The organism is Bradyrhizobium sp. NBAIM01, assembly GCF_020194115.1.
Classification (GTDB): domain Bacteria; phylum Pseudomonadota; class Alphaproteobacteria; order Rhizobiales; family Xanthobacteraceae; genus Bradyrhizobium; species Bradyrhizobium yuanmingense.
In genome coordinates this window covers 678,350-699,074 of record NZ_JADYVU010000002.1, presented here as the reverse complement: position 1 = coordinate 699,074, position 20,725 = coordinate 678,350, and the positions used below count along the sequence as shown (strand labels likewise).

Below are 20,725 nucleotides of genomic sequence, written 5' to 3'. Positions count from 1 at the left end.
GAGGTTGTTCATTCTCCATTCAGCCACTCCATCAGCTCCGCATTGATCTCGCGCGGATAGGTGTGGCTGAGGTCGTCGATCTCTCGATAGGTGACTTGGGCACCGGCGGCGGACAGCGCCGCCTGCGTCTGCCGTGCGGTCTGCACCGGAAACATCCAGTCGAGCTTGCCGTGAGTGATGAAGACCGGCAAGCCTTGCAGGCGCGTTGCGTCGGCCATCTCCGCCATCAGCGGATGGAAGGTCGCCGCAACCGGGGCGAGATGCGTGAGGGGCGAGGCGCCGTCGAGGCCGGTGACGTAGCAGAAGGTGCCGCCGTCGCTCATGCCGGTCAGCAGCATGCGCGAGGGGTCGATGCGCCAGCGGCCGCGTACAGTATCGATGATGCGCATGAGGTTCGGTGTGTCGGTGTCGTCGCCCATCAGCGCCCAGGTCGGGCCGGTCGCGGTCGGCGCCACCAGGATCGACCCGAGAGTGCGGGCGTCGCGGAGCCAGCTCCACAGAAAGCCGCGTCCGTTGCCGCTGCCGCCATGCAGCGCCATCACCAGCGGCATGGCACGCTCGGGCGCATAATATTCGGGGACATAGACCGAGAAGCCGCCGCGGCTGCCAGGCTCGTTGCGGTCGTGGAAGATGCCGGTATCTTGGCTCGCGCTGGCTTGGAGCCGCAGCAACAAATCCGCATTGTCGCGATTGGCAGCGTTGAGGAAGAAGCTGCTCACCGGCGGAAACTGCGCCGCCAGCGGATAAAGCGCCTCCTGCGCGCGCGGGACATGGCGCAGCGCGCGGAACACCGCGACGAGATCGCCATGGCCACGCTCGACCTCACGAATGCCGGCAAAGGCAGCGAGCGTCTCGCCGCAGGCGCGATCGAGCCGGTCGCGCAAGCCTCCGAACTGCTCCGGCCATTCCCCGATTGCGTCGTGCGCCGTCTGCAGCGCCTCGTCCGGCGTGCCGATCGCATCCATCACCGAGGCGAAGGCCGGTGGATGCAGATGCCGCTGGAAGAAACCGAGCGCTTCCAGCGCATTGAGCAGCGGCGGCAGCACGGCCACGATGTCGTCCACCACGGCCTCGGTCATCGCCCGCTTCCTCAAAGCCTTTTGGATCAGTGCAGCTTCGGCGCCTTCAGGAGCTTGAAGCGATCGGTCGACGTCACGGTGACGTCGAAGGTGACGCCTTCGTGATGAACGGTGAGCGGCACGTCGACGCCGGCGGCGCCGAGCGCCCACATCTTCTTGTAGAAGGCGGTCTGGCTCGTCACCCTGTCACCGTTCACGGCGAGAATGACGTCGCCGGTCTTGAGCTCGGCGCGGGCGGCCGGGCCATTGGCGGAGATCCCGATCACCACCACGCGGTTGTCGATCTCGGTCGAATAGAGTCCGAGCCAGGGTCGTGCCGGCTTGTTGACACGGCCGAACTTGCGCAAGTCCTCCAGGACCGGCTTCAGGAGGTCGATCGGCACGATCATGTTGACGTGCTCGGCCTCGCCGTCACGTTCGCGATCGAGCTGGAGCGAGCCGATGCCGATCAGCTCGCCGCGTTCGTTGAGCAGCGCCGTACCGCCCCAGTTCGGATGTGCGGGAGCGGTGAAGATGGCCTCGTCCAGCAGATATTCCCAGTAACCGGCGAATTCCTGCTTGGCCACGACCTGGCTCGCGACCGAGCGCGTGCGTCCGCCGGCGCCGCCGACCACGACGCGGTCGCCGATCCGTGTCGCCGCCGACGAGCCGAGCGGCAGCGGCGCAATGTCGAGCTGGCCGAGCGCCTGCACCAGCCCGAACCCGGTCTCGGAATCGAAGCCGAGCGCATGGCCCTCCACCACTCGTCCGTCGGCGCGGTGCAGCCAGACCGACTCTGCCTCAGTGATGAGATAACCTATCGTGAGCACCAGGCCGTCATCGATCACGACGCCGTTGCCGGCGCGTTCGGTGCCCAGCGTCTCGGCACTGAAGGCGTCCGGAGGGATGATGGCGTGCAGGCCGACGACGGAGCCGAGTGCGCGGTCGAGATCGAAACCATAGTCGCTCGCCCGCGGCTGGTTAGCCGGCGGCACTCTCCATTCGGTCAGAGCGCTCATGGAGTTCTCCTGGCTGAGAGCATCGCTCCGGCAAGGCTGGCGGAGCGACGCGCGAAGCACGCCTAATTTAGGCCGGAGCAGGCCGTCTTGAAAGCCTCGTTCCCAACTATTCGGGAGAACGCCGCGTGAAATCTTGGAAAGGCCTGGAAACACATCGTCATCTGATCCGGCAGCATGGCTGCTGTCCGGCGCGGTGCTAGGCGCCGTGCAGTGAAGCTGCTAACCATTGCCGCCTCGTTTGACCAAGGGATCACGGACGACAAGCATGGACAACCGCAGCGACATCTGGCGTGGCATCGACACGATCAAGGCACGCTTCATCGACCTCAGCGACAGGGTCTGGGGCATGCCTGAGGTCTGCTACACCGAGGCGCGGTCCGCCGCCGAGCATCTCGCCGAGCTCCGTCATCAGGGCTTCCGCATCACCGAGAACGTCGCCGACATCCCGACTGCGCTGATCGGCGAGTGGGGCGAGGGCGGTCCGGTCATTGCCTTCATGGGCGAGTACGATGCGCTGCCGGGCCTCAGCCAGGAGGCGGGTGTCGCCGAGCATCGCCCGATCGAGACCGGCGGCCATGGCCATGGCTGCGGTCACAACCTGCTCGGTTCCGCAGCGCTGCTCGCCGCGACCGCGGTGAAGGACTGGCTGGCCGAGAACAAGGTGCCCGGCCGCGTGCGCTATTACGGCTGTCCGGCGGAGGAAGGCGGCGCGGCCAAGGCCTTCATGGTGCGCTCCGGCGCGTTCGAGGACGCCGACATCGCCATCACCTGGCACCCGCACAGCTTCTGGGAGGTGGCGGTAACGCCCTCGCTTGCGAATACGCGCGCGGATTTCATCTTCACCGGCCGCACTTCGCATGCGGCGGCCTCGCCGCATCTCGGCCGTTCGGCGCTCGATGCGGTGGAATTGATGAATGTCGGCGTGAACTACATGCGCGAGCACATGCCGAGCGACGCGCGCGTGCACTATGCCCTGCTCGACACCGGCGGCATCGCGCCGAACGTGGTGCAGGCCCATGCCCGCGTGCGCTATTCGATCCGCGCGCGCGATCTTCCCGGCATGGACGAGTTGGTCGAGCGTGTGTCCAAGATCGCGCAAGGCGCGGCGTTGATGACCGAGACCAAGGTCGAGATGAAGATCATCTCCGCGGTCTCCAACATCCTGCCCAACACGCCGCTGGAGCAGGCGCTGCATCAGGTCATGGAAGAGCTCGGACCGCCGCATTTCGACGATGCGGACAAGAGCTTTGCCGGCCAGATCCGTGCGACCTTGAGCGACAAGGATATCGCCTCGGTCTATTACGCGATCGGCATGGAGCCGACCGATCGGCCGCTGGCCGACTTCCTGGTGCCGCTCGATGCCAAGCGCAATCCGCTGGTCGGCTCCACCGATGTGGGCGACGTGAGCTGGGTGGTGCCGACCGTGCAGGTGCACGCACCGACGGTTGCAATCGGCACGCCCTTCCACACCTGGCAGGTGGTGGCGCAGGGCAAGAGCCCGCACGCGCACAAGGCCATGGTGCAGGCCGCCAAGGCGATGGCAGGTCTCGGCATCAAGGCGTTGACGGAACCGGAGCTGATCAAGGTTGCCAAGGCGGATCTCCAGAAGCGGACGGCCCGCACTCCTTACGTCTGTCCGTTGCCGGATCACGTCGCGCCGCCGCTCGACATGTCCGTGGCGTAGGAATTCGCCTCGATACTTCGTCTGATCCAGCGAACAAATTTTCCGCAGTGCAGCGCGCTATCCAGCAGATTTTGATGCTGGATTGCCGAACGGATGGGCTGCGGAGCGCAATTTTGCCCAACGGACAGCCAATAGACCGTTTGCATACACACGGTCCCAGTTGACGTGCACCCCATTCGGTGTGCCATCTACCGCCAGCCAAACCCGGCGGTCGCGAGCGGCCGCCTGCATCCATGTCGGAACCAGACGGGGGACAACCATGCTGGACAAAGAGCTGCGTTCGATGATCGGTCAGGTGAAGGACGGGCGGATGGACCGCCGCGCCTTCGTCAAGCGCCTCGCCGCGGTCGGTCTCACCGCTCCCCTCGCCAACCAGCTCCTCGCGCTCGGCGGCGTTGCCATGGCGCAGAGCCCCGCGGTCTACAAGCCGACCAAGCGCGGGGGCGGCGGCCCTCTCAAGGTGCTGTGGTGGCAGGGGCCGACGCTGCTCAATCCTCATTTCGCCACCGGCACCAAGGACCAGGACGGATCGCGGCTTTTCTACGAACCGCTCGCCAGCTGGGACGCCGACGGCAATCTCAACCCGATCCTCGCGGCAGAGATTCCCTCGCTTGCAAACGGCGGTCTCGCCGCCGATGCCAAATCGGTGGTCTGGAAAATCAAGCCGGGAGTCAAATGGCACGATGGCAAGCCGCTGACTGCCGACGACTTCGTGTTCACCTGGCAATACGCCAGCGATCCCGCCACGGCTGCCGTCAGCATCAGCACCTATGGTGACATCACGGTCGAGAAGGTCAGCGATCTTTCGATTCGCATCCTGTTCAAGACCCCGACGCCGTTCTGGGCCAACGCGTTCGTCGGCGCTTATGGATGCGTTCTCCCCAAGCATCTGTTTGCCGACTACAAAGGCTCGAAGTCCCGCGAGGCGCCGAACAATCTTGCCCCGGTGGGCACCGGTCCCTACAAGTTCGTCGAGTTCAAGCCGGGCGATGTGGTCCGCGGCGAGTTCAATCCCGACTATCACATGCCCAACCGTCCGCATTTCGACACGATCGAGATGAAGGGCGGCGGCGATGCCGTCTCGGCGGCGCGCGCGGTGATCCAGACCGGCGAATTCGATTTCGCCTGGAACATGCAGGTCGAAGACGACGTGCTGCTGCGTCTGGAGAAGGGCGGGAAGGGCAAGACCGTCTATGCCACCGGCGGCGACATCGAGTTCATCGCGATCAACTTCACCGATCCGAACACTGAGATCGACGGCGAACGGTCCTCGATGAAGACCAAGCACCCGATCTTCTCCGATCCGAACGTGCGCAAGGCGCTCGCCCTGCTCGTCGACCGCGACTCCGTCAAGAAGGCGATCTATGGTCGGGCCGGCCGCACCACGGCCAACTACCTCAACGGCCCCGAGAAGTTCGTCTCCAAGAACACCTCGTGGGAGTTCAACATCGAGAAGGCGTCGAAGATGCTCGATGACGCCGGCTGGAAGGTCGGCGCCGACGGCATCCGCGAGAAGGACGGCAAGAAATTCAAGCTTCTGTACCAGACCTCGACCAACGGTCCGCGCCAGAAGACCCAGGCCATCGTCAAGCAGGCCTGTCAGAAGGCCGGCATCGACGTGGAGCTGAAATCGGTCGTCGCCTCGGTCTTCTTCTCGTCTGACGTCGCCAACCCGGACACCTATCCGAAGTTCTATGCCGACATCGAGGAGTTCCAGATCCCGATGACGCAGCCCGATCCGGCCCTGCACATGCGGCGCTACATCTCCGCCAATGTGGCCACCAAGGAGAACAAATGGCAGGGGCAGAACTTCCCGCGCTACGTCAACAAGGAGTATGATGACGCCATTGCTGCGGCTGAGACCGAGACCGATCCAGTCAAGCGCGCCGCGCTCTACATCAAGTGCAACGACCTGTTGTGGCAGGACACCGTGTTCATTCCGGTGATGCATCGCCTGCTGGTGGATGCCTGCTCCAACACGTTGCGGCCGGCGCTCTCGGGCTGGGCCAATCGGACCGATAACCTTCAGGACTGGTACCGGGAGGCATGAGCGCAGGCTAGACGGGATTCTTCCCTATGAGTCAGTATGTCCTGCGTCGCCTCCTGATCGCCGTTCCGAGCCTGCTGGCGATTTCGCTGGTGCTGTTCGTCGTGCTTGCGCTCGCGCCCGGCGATCCGTTCTCCGAACTGGCCACCAATCCGAACGTGCCGCCCGAAGTGCAGGCGGCACTCCGGGCCAAGTTCGGTCTCGACGACCCGATCTACCTCCGCTACCTGCACTGGCTCAACGCCATGCTGCACGGCGACTGGGGCTTCTCCTTCGTCAGCCGGATGAACGTCGACACGCTGATCCTCCAGCGCCTGCCCGCCACGCTCTACGTGATCGGCTCGGCGCAGATCCTGGCGCTGCTGATCGCGATTCCGGTCGGCGTCTATGCCGCGACCAGGCCGTATTCGCTGTTCGACCAGATCGCGAATACGCTCGCCTTCGTCGGCTTCTCGCTGCCGACCTTCTTCACCGGCATCCTGTTCATCCTGATCTTCTCGGTCACGCTGGACTGGCTGCCTTTCGTCTACACCACCGACATCAAGGCCACCGGCATCCGCTGGGTGCTGGAGATGATCCGTCAGGCGATCATGCCGGTGGCGGTACTCGGCCTGTTCCAAGCGGCGTCGATGACGCGCTTCGTGCGCTCGGCGATGCTCGACGTCATCCGGCTCGACTACGTCACCACGGCGCGGGCCAAGGGCCTCGGCCAGACCACGGTGATCATCAAGCACGTGATGCGCAACGCCATGATTCCCGTGGTCACGCTGATCGCGTTGCAGATGCCCGCGGTGTTCGGCGGCGCCATCGTCACCGAGCAGATCTTCCGCATTCCCGGCATCGGCTCGCTGCTGATCTCCTCCATCCTTTCCAACGACACGCCGGTGGTGATGGCCGTCACCTTCGTCTTCGCGTGCCTCGTGGTGCTGTTCAATCTCATCGCGGACGTGCTTTATGGCTGGCTTGACCCTCGCATCTCCCTCCGCTGAGCGGCGCGCCTATTCGCCCTGGCGCGAAGCATGGCGGCGTTACAGCCGCCACCGGCTCGCGGTGGTCAGCGCTGTCCTGCTCCTCATCCTGGTGCTCGCCGTCGTGCTTGGGCCGTTCGTGTGGCGTGTGAAGATCAACGAGATCGACATCGTCGCGGGCCTGCAGGGTCCGTCGCTCGCCCATCCCTTCGGCACCGACGATCTCGGCCAGGACATTCTGGCGCGCATGATCTATGGCGGCCGCATCTCGCTCGCGGTCGGGCTCGCCGCGATGCTGGTCGCTGTCATCATCGGCACAGTGATCGGCGCGCTCGCCGGTATGTCGCGCGGCGCGCTCGGACACGGATTGATGTGGCTCACTGACCTGTTCCTGTCGCTGCCGCAGCTGCCGCTGCTGCTGCTGCTGATCTATCTGTTCCGCGACGGGCTGAAGCAGGTGTTCGGGCCCGAAGGCGGCATCTTCATCTTGATCGTGCTCGTGATCGGAGGTCTGCGCTGGATGCCGGTGGCCCGGCTGGTGCGTGCCCAGTTCTTGTCGCTCCGCGAAAAGGAGTTCGTCGAAGCCGCCCGTGCGCTCGGTGCCAGTCCGGTGCGACAGGTGGTACGGCACATCCTGCCCAATGCGGTCGGCCCGGTGATCATCGCCGGCACCATCGACGTCGCCGCCGCGATCATCGCGGAATCGACGCTGTCCTTCCTCGGCCTCGGCTTCCCGCCGGATACCCCGACCTGGGGCCGGCTGCTGTTTGACGCCAAGGATTTTCTCGACATCGGCCCGCACTGGGCGCTGTTTCCGGGCGGCGCGATCTTCGTCGCGGTGGTGGCCATCAACTTCATCGGCGACGGTCTGCGCGACGCGCTCGATGCGCGACGGGTGATCTGATGGCGCCGCTGCTCGAGATCAAGGGCCTGAAAACCCACTTCTCCACGGATGACGGCATCCTCCAGGCCGTCGACGGTGTCGACATCTCCATCAACAAGGGCGAGACGCTCTGCGTCGTCGGCGAATCCGGCTGCGGCAAGACCGTGACCGCGATGTCGATCCTGAAGCTGATCGCGATGCCGCCGGGCCGGATCGCGGCGGGCCAGATCATCTTCGAGGGGCGCGATCTGGTGCCGCTGACCAGCAACCAACTCGACGAGATCAGGGCGAAGGAGATCGGCTTCATCTTCCAGGAGCCGATGACCTCGCTCAATCCGGTGCTCACCATCGGCGAGCAGATCGCAGAGAGCCTGCGGCGGCACGAAGCGGTGACCAGGAAACAGGCGCTCGAGCGCACCATCGAGATGCTGAAACTGGTGCAGATCCCGAACGCCGAAGGCCGCGTGCACAATTATCCGCATCAGTTTTCCGGCGGCATGCGCCAGCGCGTGATGATCGCGATGGCGCTCGCCTGCAAGCCGAAGCTGATCATCGCCGACGAACCCACCACCGCGCTCGACGTCACCATCCAGGCGCAGATCCTCGACCTCTTGCAGGACATGAAGGACCGCTTCGGCATGGCGGTGATGCTGATCACCCATGCCATGGGCGTCGTCGCCGAGACCGCGCAGCGCGTCGTCGTGATGTATGCCGGCAAGGTGGTGGAGGAGGCGCCCGTCGACGATCTCTTCGGCGATCCCCGTCACCCCTATACGCAAGGCCTGATCCGCTCGATCCCGCGCATCGATCTCGACAGCGAGCACAAGACGCGGCTCGAGGCGATCGGCGGCTCTGTGCCGATCCTGATCAACCCGCCGGCCGGCTGCCGCTTCGCGCCGCGCTGCAAGTTCGCCATGAATGTCTGCACCGAGAAGGAGCCGCTGCTGCGCGAGATCGCGCCCGGTCACCGCATGGCCTGTCATCTCGGAGATACCAGCGTGGGAGCCGCGTCATGAGCGAGCCCTTGCTCCGCGTTAGCGGCCTGAAGAAACATTTCCCGGTGCTCGGCGGCCTCTTGTCGCGCCAGGTCGGCACCGTCTATGCGGTCGACGGCGTGTCGTTCTCGGTCAACCGCGGCGAGACGCTCGGCCTCGTCGGCGAATCCGGTTGCGGCAAGTCGACGACCGGGCGCTGCGTGCTGCGCCTGATCGAGCCGACCGACGGCGAGGTCACCTTCGACGGCCAGAACGTACGCAAGCTCGGCGGCAACGATCTGCGCGCGATGCGGCGGAACATGCAGCTGGTGTTCCAGGATCCGTTCGCCTCGCTCAATCCGCGCATGACGGTCGGGGCCATTCTCGGCGAGGCCTTTACCATCCACAATCTCGCCTCCTCCTCGAAAGAGCGCGAGGAGCGCGTTGCGGGGCTTCTGGTCAAGGTCGGGCTCAAGGCCGAGCACATGCGGCGCTATCCGCATGAATTCTCCGGCGGCCAGCGCCAGCGCATCGTGATCGCGCGCGCGCTCGCGGTCGAGCCGAAGCTGATCGTCTGCGACGAGCCGGTCTCCGCGCTCGACGTGTCGATCCAGGCCCAGGTCATCAACCTGCTGGAGGACCTTCAGGCCGAGCTGAACCTGACCTATCTGTTCGTCGCGCACGATCTCTCGGTGGTCGAGCACATCTCCGACCGCGTCGCGGTGATGTATCTCGGCCGCATCGTCGAGCTCGCGAAAGCCAGCGACCTCTACCGCAACCCGCAGCATCCCTACACCAGGGCGCTACTGTCGGCGGTGCCGGTGCCAGATCCAAAACTCAAGCGCGAGCGCATCCGCCTCAAGGGCGACGTGCCGAGCCCGATGAAGCCGCCCTCCGGCTGTCACTTCCACACCCGCTGCCCGATCGCCCAGCCACGCTGCGCGGAAAGCGCGCCGCCGCTGAAGGAGGGCGCGGGCGGCCATTTCGTGGCGTGCCATCTGGCGTAGTGCTATGAATCCGTAGACGGCCGATCAGCTCACGCGCTTTTCGCGGGCCATGCTATCACCTGGCCCGACATCACCAGCCGGTCTCGGCCGCTCTCCTTGGCGACGTAGAGCGCACGGTCGGCGGCGGCGACCAGCGTACTAGAGTCCATCGCGGTCTGGGACGGAAGAGCCGCGGCGCCGCCGATGCTCGCAGTCACCAGCCGCGAAGGCGGATTTTGCGCGTGCAGCATGGCGAGATCGAGCAGCGCCTGGCGAATCGCTTCGCCGACCTCGGCGCAGCCTTCAGGACCGGTGTTCGGCAGCAGCACGGCGAATTCCTCGCCGCCATAGCGCGCCGCGAGGTCGGCCGGACGCCTGGCCTGGGCGGATAAAATCCGGGCCAGCGCGCGCAGGCAGGCGTCGCCCGCCAGATGCCCATAGAGATCGTTGAATTTCTTGAAATGATCGACATCGATCAGTAGCAGCGAGAGCTGGGTTCCGTCGCGCCGAGCCCGCGCCCATTCGTCGGCAAGGTGGTCGTCGAAGGCGCGACGGTTGGCGAGGCCGGTGAGACCGTCAGTGATTGCCAGCGAGGCGAGCCTGTCCTGAAGATCCTTCTGCTCGGTCATGTCGCGCACGACCGCGACGACGCCGTCGATCACGCCGCTGTCGGACGCCACGGTGACGTGTAGCGCCGCCTCGGCCCAGATCTCGCCTTTGTCGCGATGACGCTGCCGATAGACGAACCGCGCTTCCTCCGCCTCGCCATTCTTCAGCGCGGCGATGGCCTGCTCAACTCGTTCCATGTCGTCGGCGTGAATCCCGGCCAGGGCCGAGGTGCCCATCAGTTCTTCGGCCGACCAACCGGTGATGCGCGCGCAGGCGGGAGAGACGTAGAGCAACCGGTTATCCAGCCCGATGCGGGTCACCATGTCGCTGGATTGCTCGGCCAGCAGGCGGAAATTGGCTTCCTTGGCGACCAGGGCCTGTGCCGTGCGCTGCCGCTGCAGCAACTGACGGACCAGATAGTAGCCGATCACCGCGATCAAGAGGACGAGTCCGAGGACGAAGCTCATGCGTGCTGCTGCCGCGCGTCGCCAGGGGGCGAGCAGGTCGGCCTGCGACTTGCTCGCCAGCACCATCAGGGGATAGCGGCTGCTGCGCTGGTAGTAGCTCAGCCGCTCCGCGCCATCGAGCGGCGATTTGAAGTAATAGACCGCTGCGGCGGGGCGGCTTTTCCAGCTTCTGAACAAGGGCGCATCGGACAGGTCGCGTCCGACGAAGGCGCCGCTCTCGTCACGGCTGCGCGCCAGCATGATGCCGCTGTCGTTGAGCAGAGATGCCGAGCCGTTCGGCCCGATGTCGAACCGCTCGTAGAATTTGACGAAATAGCTGACGTCGATCGTGAGCAGGGCGACGCCGGCGAAGCCGCCGTCGGAATCGTTGATCCGGCGGGATGCGGTGACGATCCACTGACCGCCGGAGCGGCTCTTGACGGGTCGCCCGATCAGCGTGCCCGTGTCCGTAGAATCGCGATGGCGTTGGAAATATTCACGGTCGCTGTTGTTGAGCTTGGAGAAATCGAGGTGCTCCGTCGTGGCGAGCCAGCGGCCGGTCGCATCATAGATGAAGATGCCGCGGATGCGTTCCGATGATTTGCGGGTGGGCAGATAGGCCTGGAGCTTCATGATCGTGTCCGGGCCCATCCCGTCGATCTCGAGCCGGTGGACCAGCCCGACGAGAATCGTATCGGCAAGCTCGAACGTGTCGTCCGCGTGCTGGATCAGCGACTGAGCGAGGTTGGTGACGTCGATTTCGGCGTTCCTCAGATCGGCGTTGCGCGCCTCCCATTCGCGCCAGGTGCTCAGGGCGAGGATGGCAACGCAAGTCAACACGACGAACCCGGCCGCCCAGAGCGGAAGGCGCGTCTTGCCGAGTTCGCGGCTTGTGACCATCAGGCTTGCTCCAAATCGGAGCAAACCTCTCACTTTCACCTTAACGGCCTGTTGCAATATCCGCGATGATTGTGCGGGGTCCGTACTGGACCGGGAACATGGCCGACATCGAGTTCCACTCTCGTCGGCCCGCGTTCATCATGGTGCCGCGGCGCGATGGGCGGCCTGACGTCTCATCCTTCCAACGTGAAGCCGACGCGCAGCGTCACCTGAAAATGACGCACGGCGCCGTTCTCGACATGGCCGCGCGTTTGCACGACCTCGAACCATCTTATTTCGCGAACGGTCTTGGAGGCGCGGCTGATAGCGTTCTTGATCGCATCCTCGATCGAGGTCTCGGATGATCCGACGAGGTCCAGGATCTTGTAGACGTGATCGTGCTCGGCTGTGGGCATGGCCTTCCCTCATTTGGTATCTTGCCATCCGAAAAAATGCGTATGGCGGAACGTGCGCAGGCGAGCGTGCCTGGCCCACGGTCTGAACGGTCGTGGAAGCTTCGGGTTCCTTGCTCCGCGATGGCCCGCATGCACCAGGCGAGGTGGAGCGGCCGGCGCCGGCCTGCTAAGCGCTGGGTATGGACACGGCGCGACGCGACAGGACGATCGGCTCTCTCTGCCTGTGCGTAACGGCGTTCGGCTGGGCTTTGAACTGGCCGCTGATGAAGCTGCTGCTGCAGCAATGGCCGCCTTTGTTCGCGCGCGGCCTTGCGGGTGTTTGCGCCTCGCTCATTCTCGGCACCCTGGTGCTGATCCGGAAGGAATCCTTCGCCGTCCCGCGCGAGGCGGTGCCGCGCCTCTTGTTTGCGACCTTCACCAACGTCTTGGCCTGGATGGGTCTCGGCACGGTCGCGATGAAATATGTGAGCGTGAGTGAGGGCGCGCTGCTCGCCTATACGATGCCGATCTGGGCGATGCTGTTCGCCTGGCCGGTGCTGCACACGCGGCCGGCGCGACGAGATGTTCTCGGGCTTGTCCTCGGCATTGCCGGCGTCACGCTGCTCCTGAGCGGCGACGGTCTTGCGTTCAGCACCGACAAGCTGGTCGGCATTGCGCTCGCACTGCTCTGCGCCATCCTGTTCGCGCTCGGCAATGTGCTCAACCGCAAGCCGCTGCCGATGCCGCCGCTGGTCGTCGTCGCCTGGCAGGTCGGGCTGGGCTGCGCCACGATGCTGGTCCTCGGCGTGCTGTTCGAGCGCCCTGACGTCACCGCCATCACTCCGCTGGGGCTCGGCTGCTTCGTCTACATGACGCTGGTGCCGATGGGCCTCTGCTACGTCACCTGGTTCGAGACGCTGCGCCGTCTGCCCCCAACCACGGCGTCGACCGGCATGCTGATCGTGCCCGTGATCGGCGTCGTCTCAGCGGCGATCATTCTCGGCGAGCCGCTCGGCTATCGCGAATGGACGGCGATGGCGCTCACGCTCGGCGGCGTGACGCTGGCGTTGCAGCGGGGGTAGCAGAGCGCGCTGGCTCGCACCTACGGATCCAGCTCCGTATCCCAGTACAGATAGTCCAGCCAGCTGTCGTGCAGATAGTTCGGCGGAAACAGCCGGCCGTTGCGGTGGAGCTGGTGCACGGTGGGCGCGAACGCGGTCTGGCGCGGAAACATTTTGGACTGCGCCGGTGTGAGATTGCCCTTGCGCAAATTACACGGCGAGCACGCCGCGACCACGTTCTCCCAGGTGGTCTGGCCGCCTTTGCTGCGCGGGATGATGTGATCGAAGGTGAGGTCTTCGGGCGAGCCGCAATATTGGCAGGCGAAACGATCGCGCAGGAAGACGTTGAAGCGGGTGAAGGCGGGGTGGGTGGTCGGCTTGACGAAGGATTTGAGCGAGACGACGCTGGGCAGCTGCATTTCCAGCGTGGGACTTCGAACCGCCTGATCGTAATGTGCGACGATGTTGACGCGGTCGAGGAACACCGCCTTGATCGCGTCTTGCCACGACCACAACGACAGTGGGTAGTAACTCAGCGGCCGGAAGTCCGCATTCAGCACCAACACCGGCCAACTGCCTTGCGAGACATGTGCGTTCAAGTAACGCTCCCGGCCTCCAATATACGCTGCGAAGCAGCATGTAGTGACATACTACATGCAGCGTGACGGGATTGTGAAGCCCGTTGAGCGACTTATTCAAGCGCAAGCAATGCGGCGGCGGGGTGGCAAACGTGCTCAAAAAGCCGCGATCCAGGGGGCGCGCGGAACCGCCCCAGCATGGGCTGCCGTTGCCATGGCAGCTACTCCCGTACCCGCTCCAGCTTCTGCAGGCAGCGCGTCGCGCGCACCGCGGCCGGCATCTCCTCGTCCGGAAAGCTGGTCTCCCAATTGGTGACGCCGACCTCGCCGACATAGATATCGCCCTTCGAGTCCAGCGCGATGCCGTGCGGCGCCAGGAATTTGCCGCTGGCGACGCCCGGCCCCTCCTCGCCGCCGAGCCGCGCGATGCGATTTCCCTTGGTGTCCACGATCGACAGCCGCGGGCCGAGATTGGGTACATTGCGGTTGATGGCGAGGCCGGGGCCGAGCTCGCCGATCACGAAGGTCGGGCTCTTGGCCCCGCCGCAACAGCACAGCGCGCAGGGTCGGTGCAGATTGTTCCACTGCGTCTCGTATTTGCCCTCGCCGTCGAACACCTGGACGCGGTGGTTCTCGCGATCGGCGACATAGACCCAGCCGTCGGCATCGGTGGCGATATTGTGCACGATGTTGAACTGACCGGGATCAGTGCCCGGCTCGCCCCAGCTCTTGATCAGCTTGCCGTCGGGCGTGAATTTGTGCACGCGCGCATTGCCATAGCCGTCGGAGACGTAGATCTCGCCCTTCGGCGACAGCGCGGTGTGGGTGCAGCGGTGGAACGGCTCGCCGCTCATGAACGGCGCCGGCTTTGCCGGAATGCCGATCGTCAGCAGCACCTTGCCGTCGGCGGTGCATTTGCGCACGGTATGGTCGCCGTCGTCGGTGCAATAGAGATTGTCGTCGGCGTCGATATGTAGGCCGTGCGCGCGCGAGAACAGGCCTTCGCCAAAACTGCGCAGGAAATTGCCCTCGCGGTCCAGCACCACCATCGGGTGGGCGCCGCGGTTGAAGACGTAGACGCGGTCCTTGCTGTCGACCGCCACCGAGGCGACGTCGGTGAGCTGCCAGCCGTCCGGCAATTTCGCGAAGTTGTCGACGACGCGGTAGCGGTGCTCGCCGGTGCCGAGAATGGCTGGCATTGATCTCTCCTCTTGTCATTCCGGGGCGCGCGAAGCGTGACCTATGATGCGCAATTGCGCATCTGAGAATCCATTGGGCAGCATACTCTGTGGTTAGATGGATTCCGGGTTCGCGCTTCGCGCGCCCCGGAATGACGGCTGTAGCTATATTCGTGCCAAAATCCCTTCCTCGATCGCCTTGATCTGCAGCGCCAGATATTTCGAGTTGATCCGGCATTGCGCCAGGCTCCCGGCGATGAACCAGAGGCCGGGCTGCCTGGTGCGCGCATACATGTTGCGCAGCTCGAAGCCTTCGCCAAAACCCCAGATCGGCCCGACGCGGTCGGCGATGCCGTCGCCGAACAGCTTGCGCACCAGATATTCCTGCTGCTTGTAGCCGGTCGAGAGCACGACCAGGTCGGCGGTAATGATCGAGCCGTCCTTCATCCGCGCGCCCTCAGCGTTGAAGCTTTCGATGTCGGAGAACTGCCTGAGGCTGATCTTGCCCTCGACGATCAGGTTGGAGCAGCCGACGTTGAAGTAATAGCCGCCGCCGCGGGTGAGGTATTTGAACTGCCAGCCGGTGCCGGCTTCGCCGAAATCGAGCTTGAAGCCGACGCGCGCGAGGCCGTCGAGTAGCTCCTTGTCGAGCTGCTTGGATTGCTCGGTCAGCATCACATGCGTCTTCTTCGCGAGCGGCGTCGGCATCGACGCTGCGATCAGGTCGTTGTCCTCGAGCGTGCCCTCGTTGTAGGTCGCGTAGGCCAGCTGCGCCGACGGCTCGATGTTGGTGACCAGCGTCGGCGAGCGCTGCACCAGCGTCACCTCGGCGCCGCTGGAATGAAGATCCTGCGCGATGTCGTGACCGCTGTTGCCGGTGCCGATGACGATGGCGCGCTTGCCGGTCCAGTTCTCGCCGTCCTCGTAGCCGCTGGAATGCACCAGCGTCCCCTTGAAATTGTCGAGGGTCGGAATGTCGGGAATGTTGGCGATGCCGCTGACGCCGGTCGCCATGATCACATGGCGCGGATGCATGGTGCGCTTGCTGCCGTCGGCGCGCCGCAGCGTGACGGTCCAGTGGCCCTTGGCCTCGTCATAGGCGCCGCCCTCGAACTCGGTGCCGGTCCAGAAGTTCAGCTCCATCGCATCGACATAAGCCTCGAACCAGTTGGCGAGCTTGTCCTTGGGGATATAGACCGGCCAGTTCGCCGGAAACGGCATATAGGGCAGGTGATTCACCTGCACCTGGTTGTGCAGGGTCAGCGCGTGATAGCGCTTGCGCCAATTGTCGCCGATCCGCGTCTCGCGATCGACGATCAGGGTGTCGACCTTCAGCTGCTTCAGCCGCGCGGCAATCGCGAGCCCGGCCTGGCCACCGCCGACCACCAGCACGGCCGGATCGTGATCGGCATAGGCGCGCGCAGCGTTGCGCTGGTCGAGCCAGTTCGGCCCGCGGAAGTCGCGCGAATAGGCCTGGCCGCGCGGGCGCGAGGTGCCGAGCTGTTCCTCGAAGCCCTTGAGTTCGTCGAGCGCGGTCAGCAGCGTCCAGGCCTTCAGGCGGTCGCCGTCGGCAGTATCAGGCACGAGCCGTACGATGCCGTTGCCGCGACCGAGCGCGGTCTCGAAGTTGAAAATCGCCTCGATGCAGTTGGTGCCGGCCCGCGTCACCCAGCGCGGCGGGGCCCGGTTCGGAGCGATCTTGAAACTGATCGGCTCTGCCTTGGACGCGAGCGCGGCCAGCGCTTGCGCAATCGTCTCGCGCCCGGCGAGCGTTTGCAGGTTCCAGCTCAGCGCCAGCACGTCGCGCCAGAAGCCGTCGGCGAGGAAGAGCGGGCCCAGCGTCGCGGGATCAGGTCTGCTTAAGGTGCGCTCGAAGTCGTCGAGCCAGGCCTGTGCGGCGATGGAAATATCCTGCGTCCGGTCCAGCATGCGCGACCTCATGGCCGTCTTCGCGGCGTTTCCTCAGAGATCGAACGCTATACGGTTTCGCCGCCCGCCAAAAGCCGCGGACCTGAGCGAGGCCGGCATGCGGCCCTGCCCGGACGGAATATGGCCCGGAATTCCGCACGTGCGGACGCGGCCGGAGAACGACTTAAGCGCCGCCCGGCCTCCGGTCTGCCCAATAGGGGTCGCGCAGCTTGCGCTTGAAGATCTTTCCGGTTGCCTCGCGGGGCAGCGCATCCAGGAACTTGACCTCCTTCGGCACCTTGAAGTTGGCCAGACGCTCGCGCAGATAAGCCTGCACCGCGGCGGCGGAGAGCTGCTCGGCCCTGTCGGGCTCGATGCAGGCGCACAGCCGCTCGCCATATTCCGCGTCCGGAATGCCGAACACGGCGCAATCGCGCACGCCGGGCATCGCGATCAACACGTTCTCGATCTCGGCGGGATAGATGTTGACGCCGCCCGAGATCACCATGTCGCGCTTGCGGTCGCACAGGAACAGATAGCCATCCTCATCGAGATAGCCGACGTCGCCGACGCTGACGAGACCGTCGCGCCCGGCCTCGGCGCGCGCCTGCGCCTTGCCGTGATAGTCGAAATCCGGCACCGCGGTCTGGCGCATGTAGATCTCGCCGACCTCACCAGCATCGCAGAGGCTGCCGTCGTCGCGAAAGATCTTGACGATGCCACCTTCGATGGCGCGGCCGACCGTGCCGGGCTTCTTCAGCGCCTCTTCGGCCGAGTGCCAGACCGGGATGCCGGTCTCGGTCGAGCCGAAATATTCGTTGATGACCGGTCCCCACCACTCGATCATGGCCCGCTTCACCTCGGGCGGGCAGGGCGCCGCGCCGTGCACAACGAAGCGCAGCGACGACAGGTCGTAGCGCTGCCTGACCGCTTCGGGCAGGCGCAACAGGCGCACGAACATGGTCGGCACCATGTGGATATGCGTCACACGGTGGCGCTCGATCAGCGCCAGCAGCTCCTCGGCGTCGAACCGCGGCTGAAGCACGATGGTGCAGCCGTTGCGGAAGGCCATCATGCCGTAGGAATGCGGCGCCGAGTGATACATCGGACCGTTGATCAGCACGACCTGGTCCTCGCGCGGCTTGATGCCGTAGGCGATCGCGCCGACGCGCTCCGAGGCGGCGGCCTGCTCCGGCGGCATCGGCATGCGGCGTACGCCCTTCGGCATGCCTGTGGTCCCCGACGTGTAGATCATCGCCGCGGCCCGGCGCGGCGGCTCCTCTGTTTCCGTGTGCCCGTCGCGCCAGCGGTCCCAATCGGTCAGGCCGGAAGAGACCTCGGTCAGCTCACGGGGAATGGCGAAGGTCGCCGCCAGCTCGGGCGGCGTTGCGACCACGAGCAGGCGGACATCCTCCGGAATGCCGCCGCGGATTTGCGGCAGCAGATCGGCGTGGCAGATCAGGATCTTCGCGCCGCTGTCGGTCAGGATGTAGCGGACCTCCTCGGCCTTCAGGTGCCAATTGATTGGCACCACGGGGCTGCCCAGTGCGGCCGAGGCCGCGACCACCTCGAACAAGGCGAAGTCGTTGCGCAGCATCATGGCAACCGGTGCGCCCTCGGCAAGGTCGAGGGCGCGCAGCCCGCTCGCCGCGCGTCTGATGCGCGCCTGGATCTCGTCATGGCCGATCCGGCGTTCGCCGCTGATGATCATGGTCATTCCCATTCCGTTGGAGTCAGCGATCGTCCAGCACGTCGCCGAAGCCGACCCAGCTCTTGCCGTTGAAGCGCCGCAGCTGCAGCTGCTGGAACGGCAGATAGTCGTCGGCGGCGGTGCTGACGGATATGCCGGGCAGCAGCAGCGGCAGCTTCACCTCTTTCAGCGAGGCGGACTGGCGCATGATGTTGTCGCGGCTGAAATCGTCCTTGCACGCCTTCAGTACCGTCATCAGGAGCGTCGCGTAATGGTAGCCGGCCGCATAGTTGGAGTTGGAGAGGTCCGCGTTCGGCATGTACTGCTTCATGAAGGCGAAATACTCCTTCACGCCGGGATCGCTGGCCCATTGCGGGTCCATCGTGTCCTTCTGGTTGCTCGACGAGATCAGGCCGACGGCGTTGTCGAGCCCGGCCGGCTCCAGGAACGAGATCGACGAGGCCGAGGTCGGCACGAAGAACAGCTCGGGCTTCCAGCCGAGCTCGGCGACGCCCTTGATCATCTGCGAGGTGAACTTGCCGAGCACGACGCCGAACAGCACGTCGGCGCCCGATGCCTTCAGGGTCGAGAGCTGCGAGCTGATCGTCGGCGCGCTGGTCTCGTAGGTCGCTTCCGCAACGATCATGCCGGCAGCCTTGTCGCCGAGCGTGCGCTTGAAGCCGGCGACGTAGTCGCGGCCGAAATCGTCGTTCTGGGAGAGGATGGCGATCTTGGCGCCCGGCTTGGTGCGCAGCACGTGCTTGGCATAGACCACGCCTTCGGATTCATAGGCGGCCATGCCGGGCATGGTCCATGGATATTTCTGCGGATCGGCCCATTTGGTCGCGCCGGAAAGCACGAACAGCTGCGGCACCTTCTTGCCGTTGAGGTAGCGATGCACGGCGCTGTTGGTGGCGGTGCCGAGCGAGCCGAACAGCATCAGCACTTCGTCCTGCTCCACCAGCTTGCGGGTCTGCTCGACCGTCTTCGGCGGCGAGTAGGCATCGTCCAGCGTGATGAACTTGACCTTGCGGCCGTTGATGCCGCCTTCGGCATTGATCTTCTCGAAGAACGCCTCCTGCGTGCGGCCGATCGCGCCGAAGCCGGAGGCCGGGCCGCTATAGGGCAGGGTCTGTCCGATCCGGATCTCCGTGCCTTCGGCGTGGGTGCTGTCCGTGGCGAGCGCCAACAGGGACAGACCGATCAGTGCGGCTGCCAGCTTCATGATATCCTCCCGTTTGTCTTGTCAGTTGGAGACGTCAGGCGCTGACGCGCATCAGGAAATCCTGCCTCGCCTGATCGAATTCACGCTTCATGCGGTCGACGAGCTCCGCAACGGGCGGGGCATCAGTAATCTGGCCGATGCCCTGGCCCGATCCCCAGATGTCGCGCCACGCCTTGGATTTCATGTTGCCGCCGGAGCCGAAATTCATCTTCGATTTGTCGGCGGCGGGGAGGTTGTCCGGATCGAGGCCGGCGGCAGCGATCGACGGACCGAGATAATTGCCGTGCACGCCGGTGAACAGGTTGGTGTAGACGATGTCGTGCGCGGCGTGCTGCGTCAGCGCCGATTTGTAGGCTTGGTCGGCATTGGCTTCCTGCGTCGCGATGAAGCGCGTGCCCATATAGGCGAGGTCGGCGCCCAGCGTCAGCGCCGAGGCGATGCCATAGCCGTCGCTGATCGCGCCCGACAGCAGGACGGCGCCGTCAAACCATTGCTTGACCTCGCGCACCAGCGCAAAGGGCGACAGCGTGCCGGCGTGTCCGCCCGCACCGGCGCAGACCAGGATCAGGCCGTCGACGCCCTGCTCGGCCGCTTTGCGCGCGTGCTTGACGTTGATGACGTCGTGGAACACCAGTCCGCCATAGGAATGCGCGGCCTCGACGATCTCCGCCGGCGGCCGCAGCGAGGTGATGATGATCGGCGCCTTGTGCTTGACGCAGGTCTCCATGTCCTTCATCAGCCGGTCGTTGGAGGCATGGCAGATCTGGTTGACGGCGTAGGGCGCGACCTTCTTGCCGGGATTGCGCGATTTGTACTCGCCGAGCTCGTCCTCGATCCGGCTCAGCCATTCGCCGAGCTTCTCGACCGGGCGGGCATTGAGCGCGGGAAAGGAGCCGACGACGCCCGCCTTGCACTGGGCGATCACCAGTTCCGGGCCGGAGACGATGAACAGCGGGGAGCCGACCACGGGCAGCTCGAGCGAATCCTTCAAGAGATTGGGCAGTGCCATCATGTCCTCCCGAAACGCGGCCCCGCCGGCGGGCGGATCACGAGGCGTTTCCGTTTTGATTGTCGCGCGGGCGGATGGGCCGCCCGTGGCCGCGGATTTGATCCCATTATAAGGTTGGACGGCGCCGC

General features: G+C 65.0%; 17 protein-coding genes. 7 read left to right on the top strand and 10 right to left on the bottom strand.

What is annotated here, in order from left to right:
• Positions 1-8 precede the first annotated feature (8 nt).
• On the bottom strand, positions 9-1,079 hold the full coding sequence (locus I6F31_RS09625; RefSeq protein ID WP_225147408.1) for a phospholipase: 1,071 nt from the start codon (positions 1,077-1,079) through the stop codon (positions 9-11).
• Positions 1,080-1,105: 26 nt separating this feature from the next.
• On the bottom strand, positions 1,106-2,077 hold the full coding sequence (locus I6F31_RS09620) for a S1C family serine protease (RefSeq protein WP_225113025.1): 972 nt from the start codon (positions 2,075-2,077) through the stop codon (positions 1,106-1,108).
• Between the two features lie 265 nt (positions 2,078-2,342).
• On the opposite strand from I6F31_RS09620, the gene I6F31_RS09615 reads away from it, so the two are divergent.
• The 6 genes from I6F31_RS09615 to I6F31_RS09590 all read left to right on the top strand — a co-directional run bounded on the left by I6F31_RS09615 (position 2,343) and on the right by I6F31_RS09590 (position 9,640).
• The gene (locus I6F31_RS09615; RefSeq protein ID WP_225147407.1) at positions 2,343-3,761 is read left to right on the top strand and encodes a M20 family metallopeptidase; all 1,419 of its coding nucleotides are present in this window, start codon (positions 2,343-2,345) and stop codon (positions 3,759-3,761) included.
• A gap of 259 nt (positions 3,762-4,020) precedes the next feature.
• Positions 4,021-5,811 (top strand): peptide ABC transporter substrate-binding protein, encoded by a 1,791-nt coding sequence (locus I6F31_RS09610; RefSeq protein ID WP_225185312.1) that lies wholly within the window; start codon positions 4,021-4,023, stop codon positions 5,809-5,811.
• A gap of 26 nt (positions 5,812-5,837) precedes the next feature.
• Positions 5,838-6,797, top strand: coding sequence for an ABC transporter permease (locus I6F31_RS09605; protein WP_025033623.1), 960 nt, complete (start codon positions 5,838-5,840; stop codon positions 6,795-6,797).
• The gene (locus I6F31_RS09600; RefSeq protein WP_035996800.1) at positions 6,763-7,680 is read left to right on the top strand and encodes an ABC transporter permease; all 918 of its coding nucleotides are present in this window, start codon (positions 6,763-6,765) and stop codon (positions 7,678-7,680) included. The genes I6F31_RS09605 and I6F31_RS09600 overlap by 35 nt, the downstream gene beginning before the upstream one ends.
• On the top strand, positions 7,680-8,675 hold the full coding sequence (locus I6F31_RS09595; RefSeq protein ID WP_035996773.1) for an ABC transporter ATP-binding protein: 996 nt from the start codon (positions 7,680-7,682) through the stop codon (positions 8,673-8,675). Before I6F31_RS09600 ends, I6F31_RS09595 begins: the two co-directional genes overlap by 1 nt.
• Positions 8,672-9,640: a dipeptide ABC transporter ATP-binding protein gene (locus I6F31_RS09590; RefSeq protein ID WP_036020704.1), complete on the top strand. Its 969-nt coding sequence runs from the start codon at positions 8,672-8,674 to the stop codon at positions 9,638-9,640. Before I6F31_RS09595 ends, I6F31_RS09590 begins: the two co-directional genes overlap by 4 nt.
• 29 nt (positions 9,641-9,669) lie before the next feature.
• Here I6F31_RS09590 and I6F31_RS09585 read toward each other — a convergent pair whose 3' ends face one another.
• Both I6F31_RS09585 and I6F31_RS09580 read right to left on the bottom strand, forming a co-directional pair.
• Positions 9,670-11,574, bottom strand: coding sequence for a diguanylate cyclase (locus tag I6F31_RS09585; RefSeq protein ID WP_225185311.1), 1,905 nt, complete (start codon positions 11,572-11,574; stop codon positions 9,670-9,672).
• A gap of 173 nt (positions 11,575-11,747) precedes the next feature.
• Positions 11,748-11,969, bottom strand: a complete 222-nt coding sequence (locus tag I6F31_RS09580) for a dodecin (RefSeq protein ID WP_036020706.1) — start codon at positions 11,967-11,969, stop codon at positions 11,748-11,750.
• 179 nt (positions 11,970-12,148) lie between these two features.
• Here I6F31_RS09580 and I6F31_RS09575 point away from each other — a divergent pair, with 179 nt between their 5' ends.
• Positions 12,149-13,030 (top strand): DMT family transporter, encoded by an 882-nt coding sequence (locus I6F31_RS09575; RefSeq protein ID WP_225147405.1) that lies wholly within the window; start codon positions 12,149-12,151, stop codon positions 13,028-13,030.
• 20 nt (positions 13,031-13,050) lie between these two features.
• Here I6F31_RS09575 and I6F31_RS09570 read toward each other — a convergent pair whose 3' ends face one another.
• The 6 genes from I6F31_RS09570 to I6F31_RS09545 form a co-directional block, all read right to left on the bottom strand.
• Positions 13,051-13,608, bottom strand: coding sequence for an HNH endonuclease (locus I6F31_RS09570; protein ID WP_057028390.1), 558 nt, complete (start codon positions 13,606-13,608; stop codon positions 13,051-13,053).
• Positions 13,609-13,808: 200 nt separating this feature from the next.
• Positions 13,809-14,786 carry a peptidyl-alpha-hydroxyglycine alpha-amidating lyase family protein gene (locus I6F31_RS09565; protein WP_225147404.1) on the bottom strand — a complete coding sequence of 326 codons (978 nt, stop codon included), beginning with the start codon at positions 14,784-14,786 and terminating at the stop codon, positions 13,809-13,811.
• Positions 14,787-14,930: 144 nt separating this feature from the next.
• The gene (locus I6F31_RS09560) at positions 14,931-16,694 is read right to left on the bottom strand and encodes an NAD(P)/FAD-dependent oxidoreductase (RefSeq protein WP_225185310.1); all 1,764 of its coding nucleotides are present in this window, start codon (positions 16,692-16,694) and stop codon (positions 14,931-14,933) included.
• A gap of 163 nt (positions 16,695-16,857) precedes the next feature.
• Positions 16,858-18,384: an acyl-CoA synthetase gene (locus I6F31_RS09555; protein WP_225185369.1), complete on the bottom strand. Its 1,527-nt coding sequence runs from the start codon at positions 18,382-18,384 to the stop codon at positions 16,858-16,860.
• A 22-nt stretch (positions 18,385-18,406) separates the two neighbouring features.
• Positions 18,407-19,588, bottom strand: coding sequence for an ABC transporter substrate-binding protein (locus I6F31_RS09550; protein WP_225147402.1), 1,182 nt, complete (start codon positions 19,586-19,588; stop codon positions 18,407-18,409).
• A gap of 34 nt (positions 19,589-19,622) precedes the next feature.
• The gene (locus I6F31_RS09545) at positions 19,623-20,597 is read right to left on the bottom strand and encodes a nitronate monooxygenase family protein (protein ID WP_035996871.1); all 975 of its coding nucleotides are present in this window, start codon (positions 20,595-20,597) and stop codon (positions 19,623-19,625) included.
• Positions 20,598-20,725: the final 128 nt, after the last annotated feature.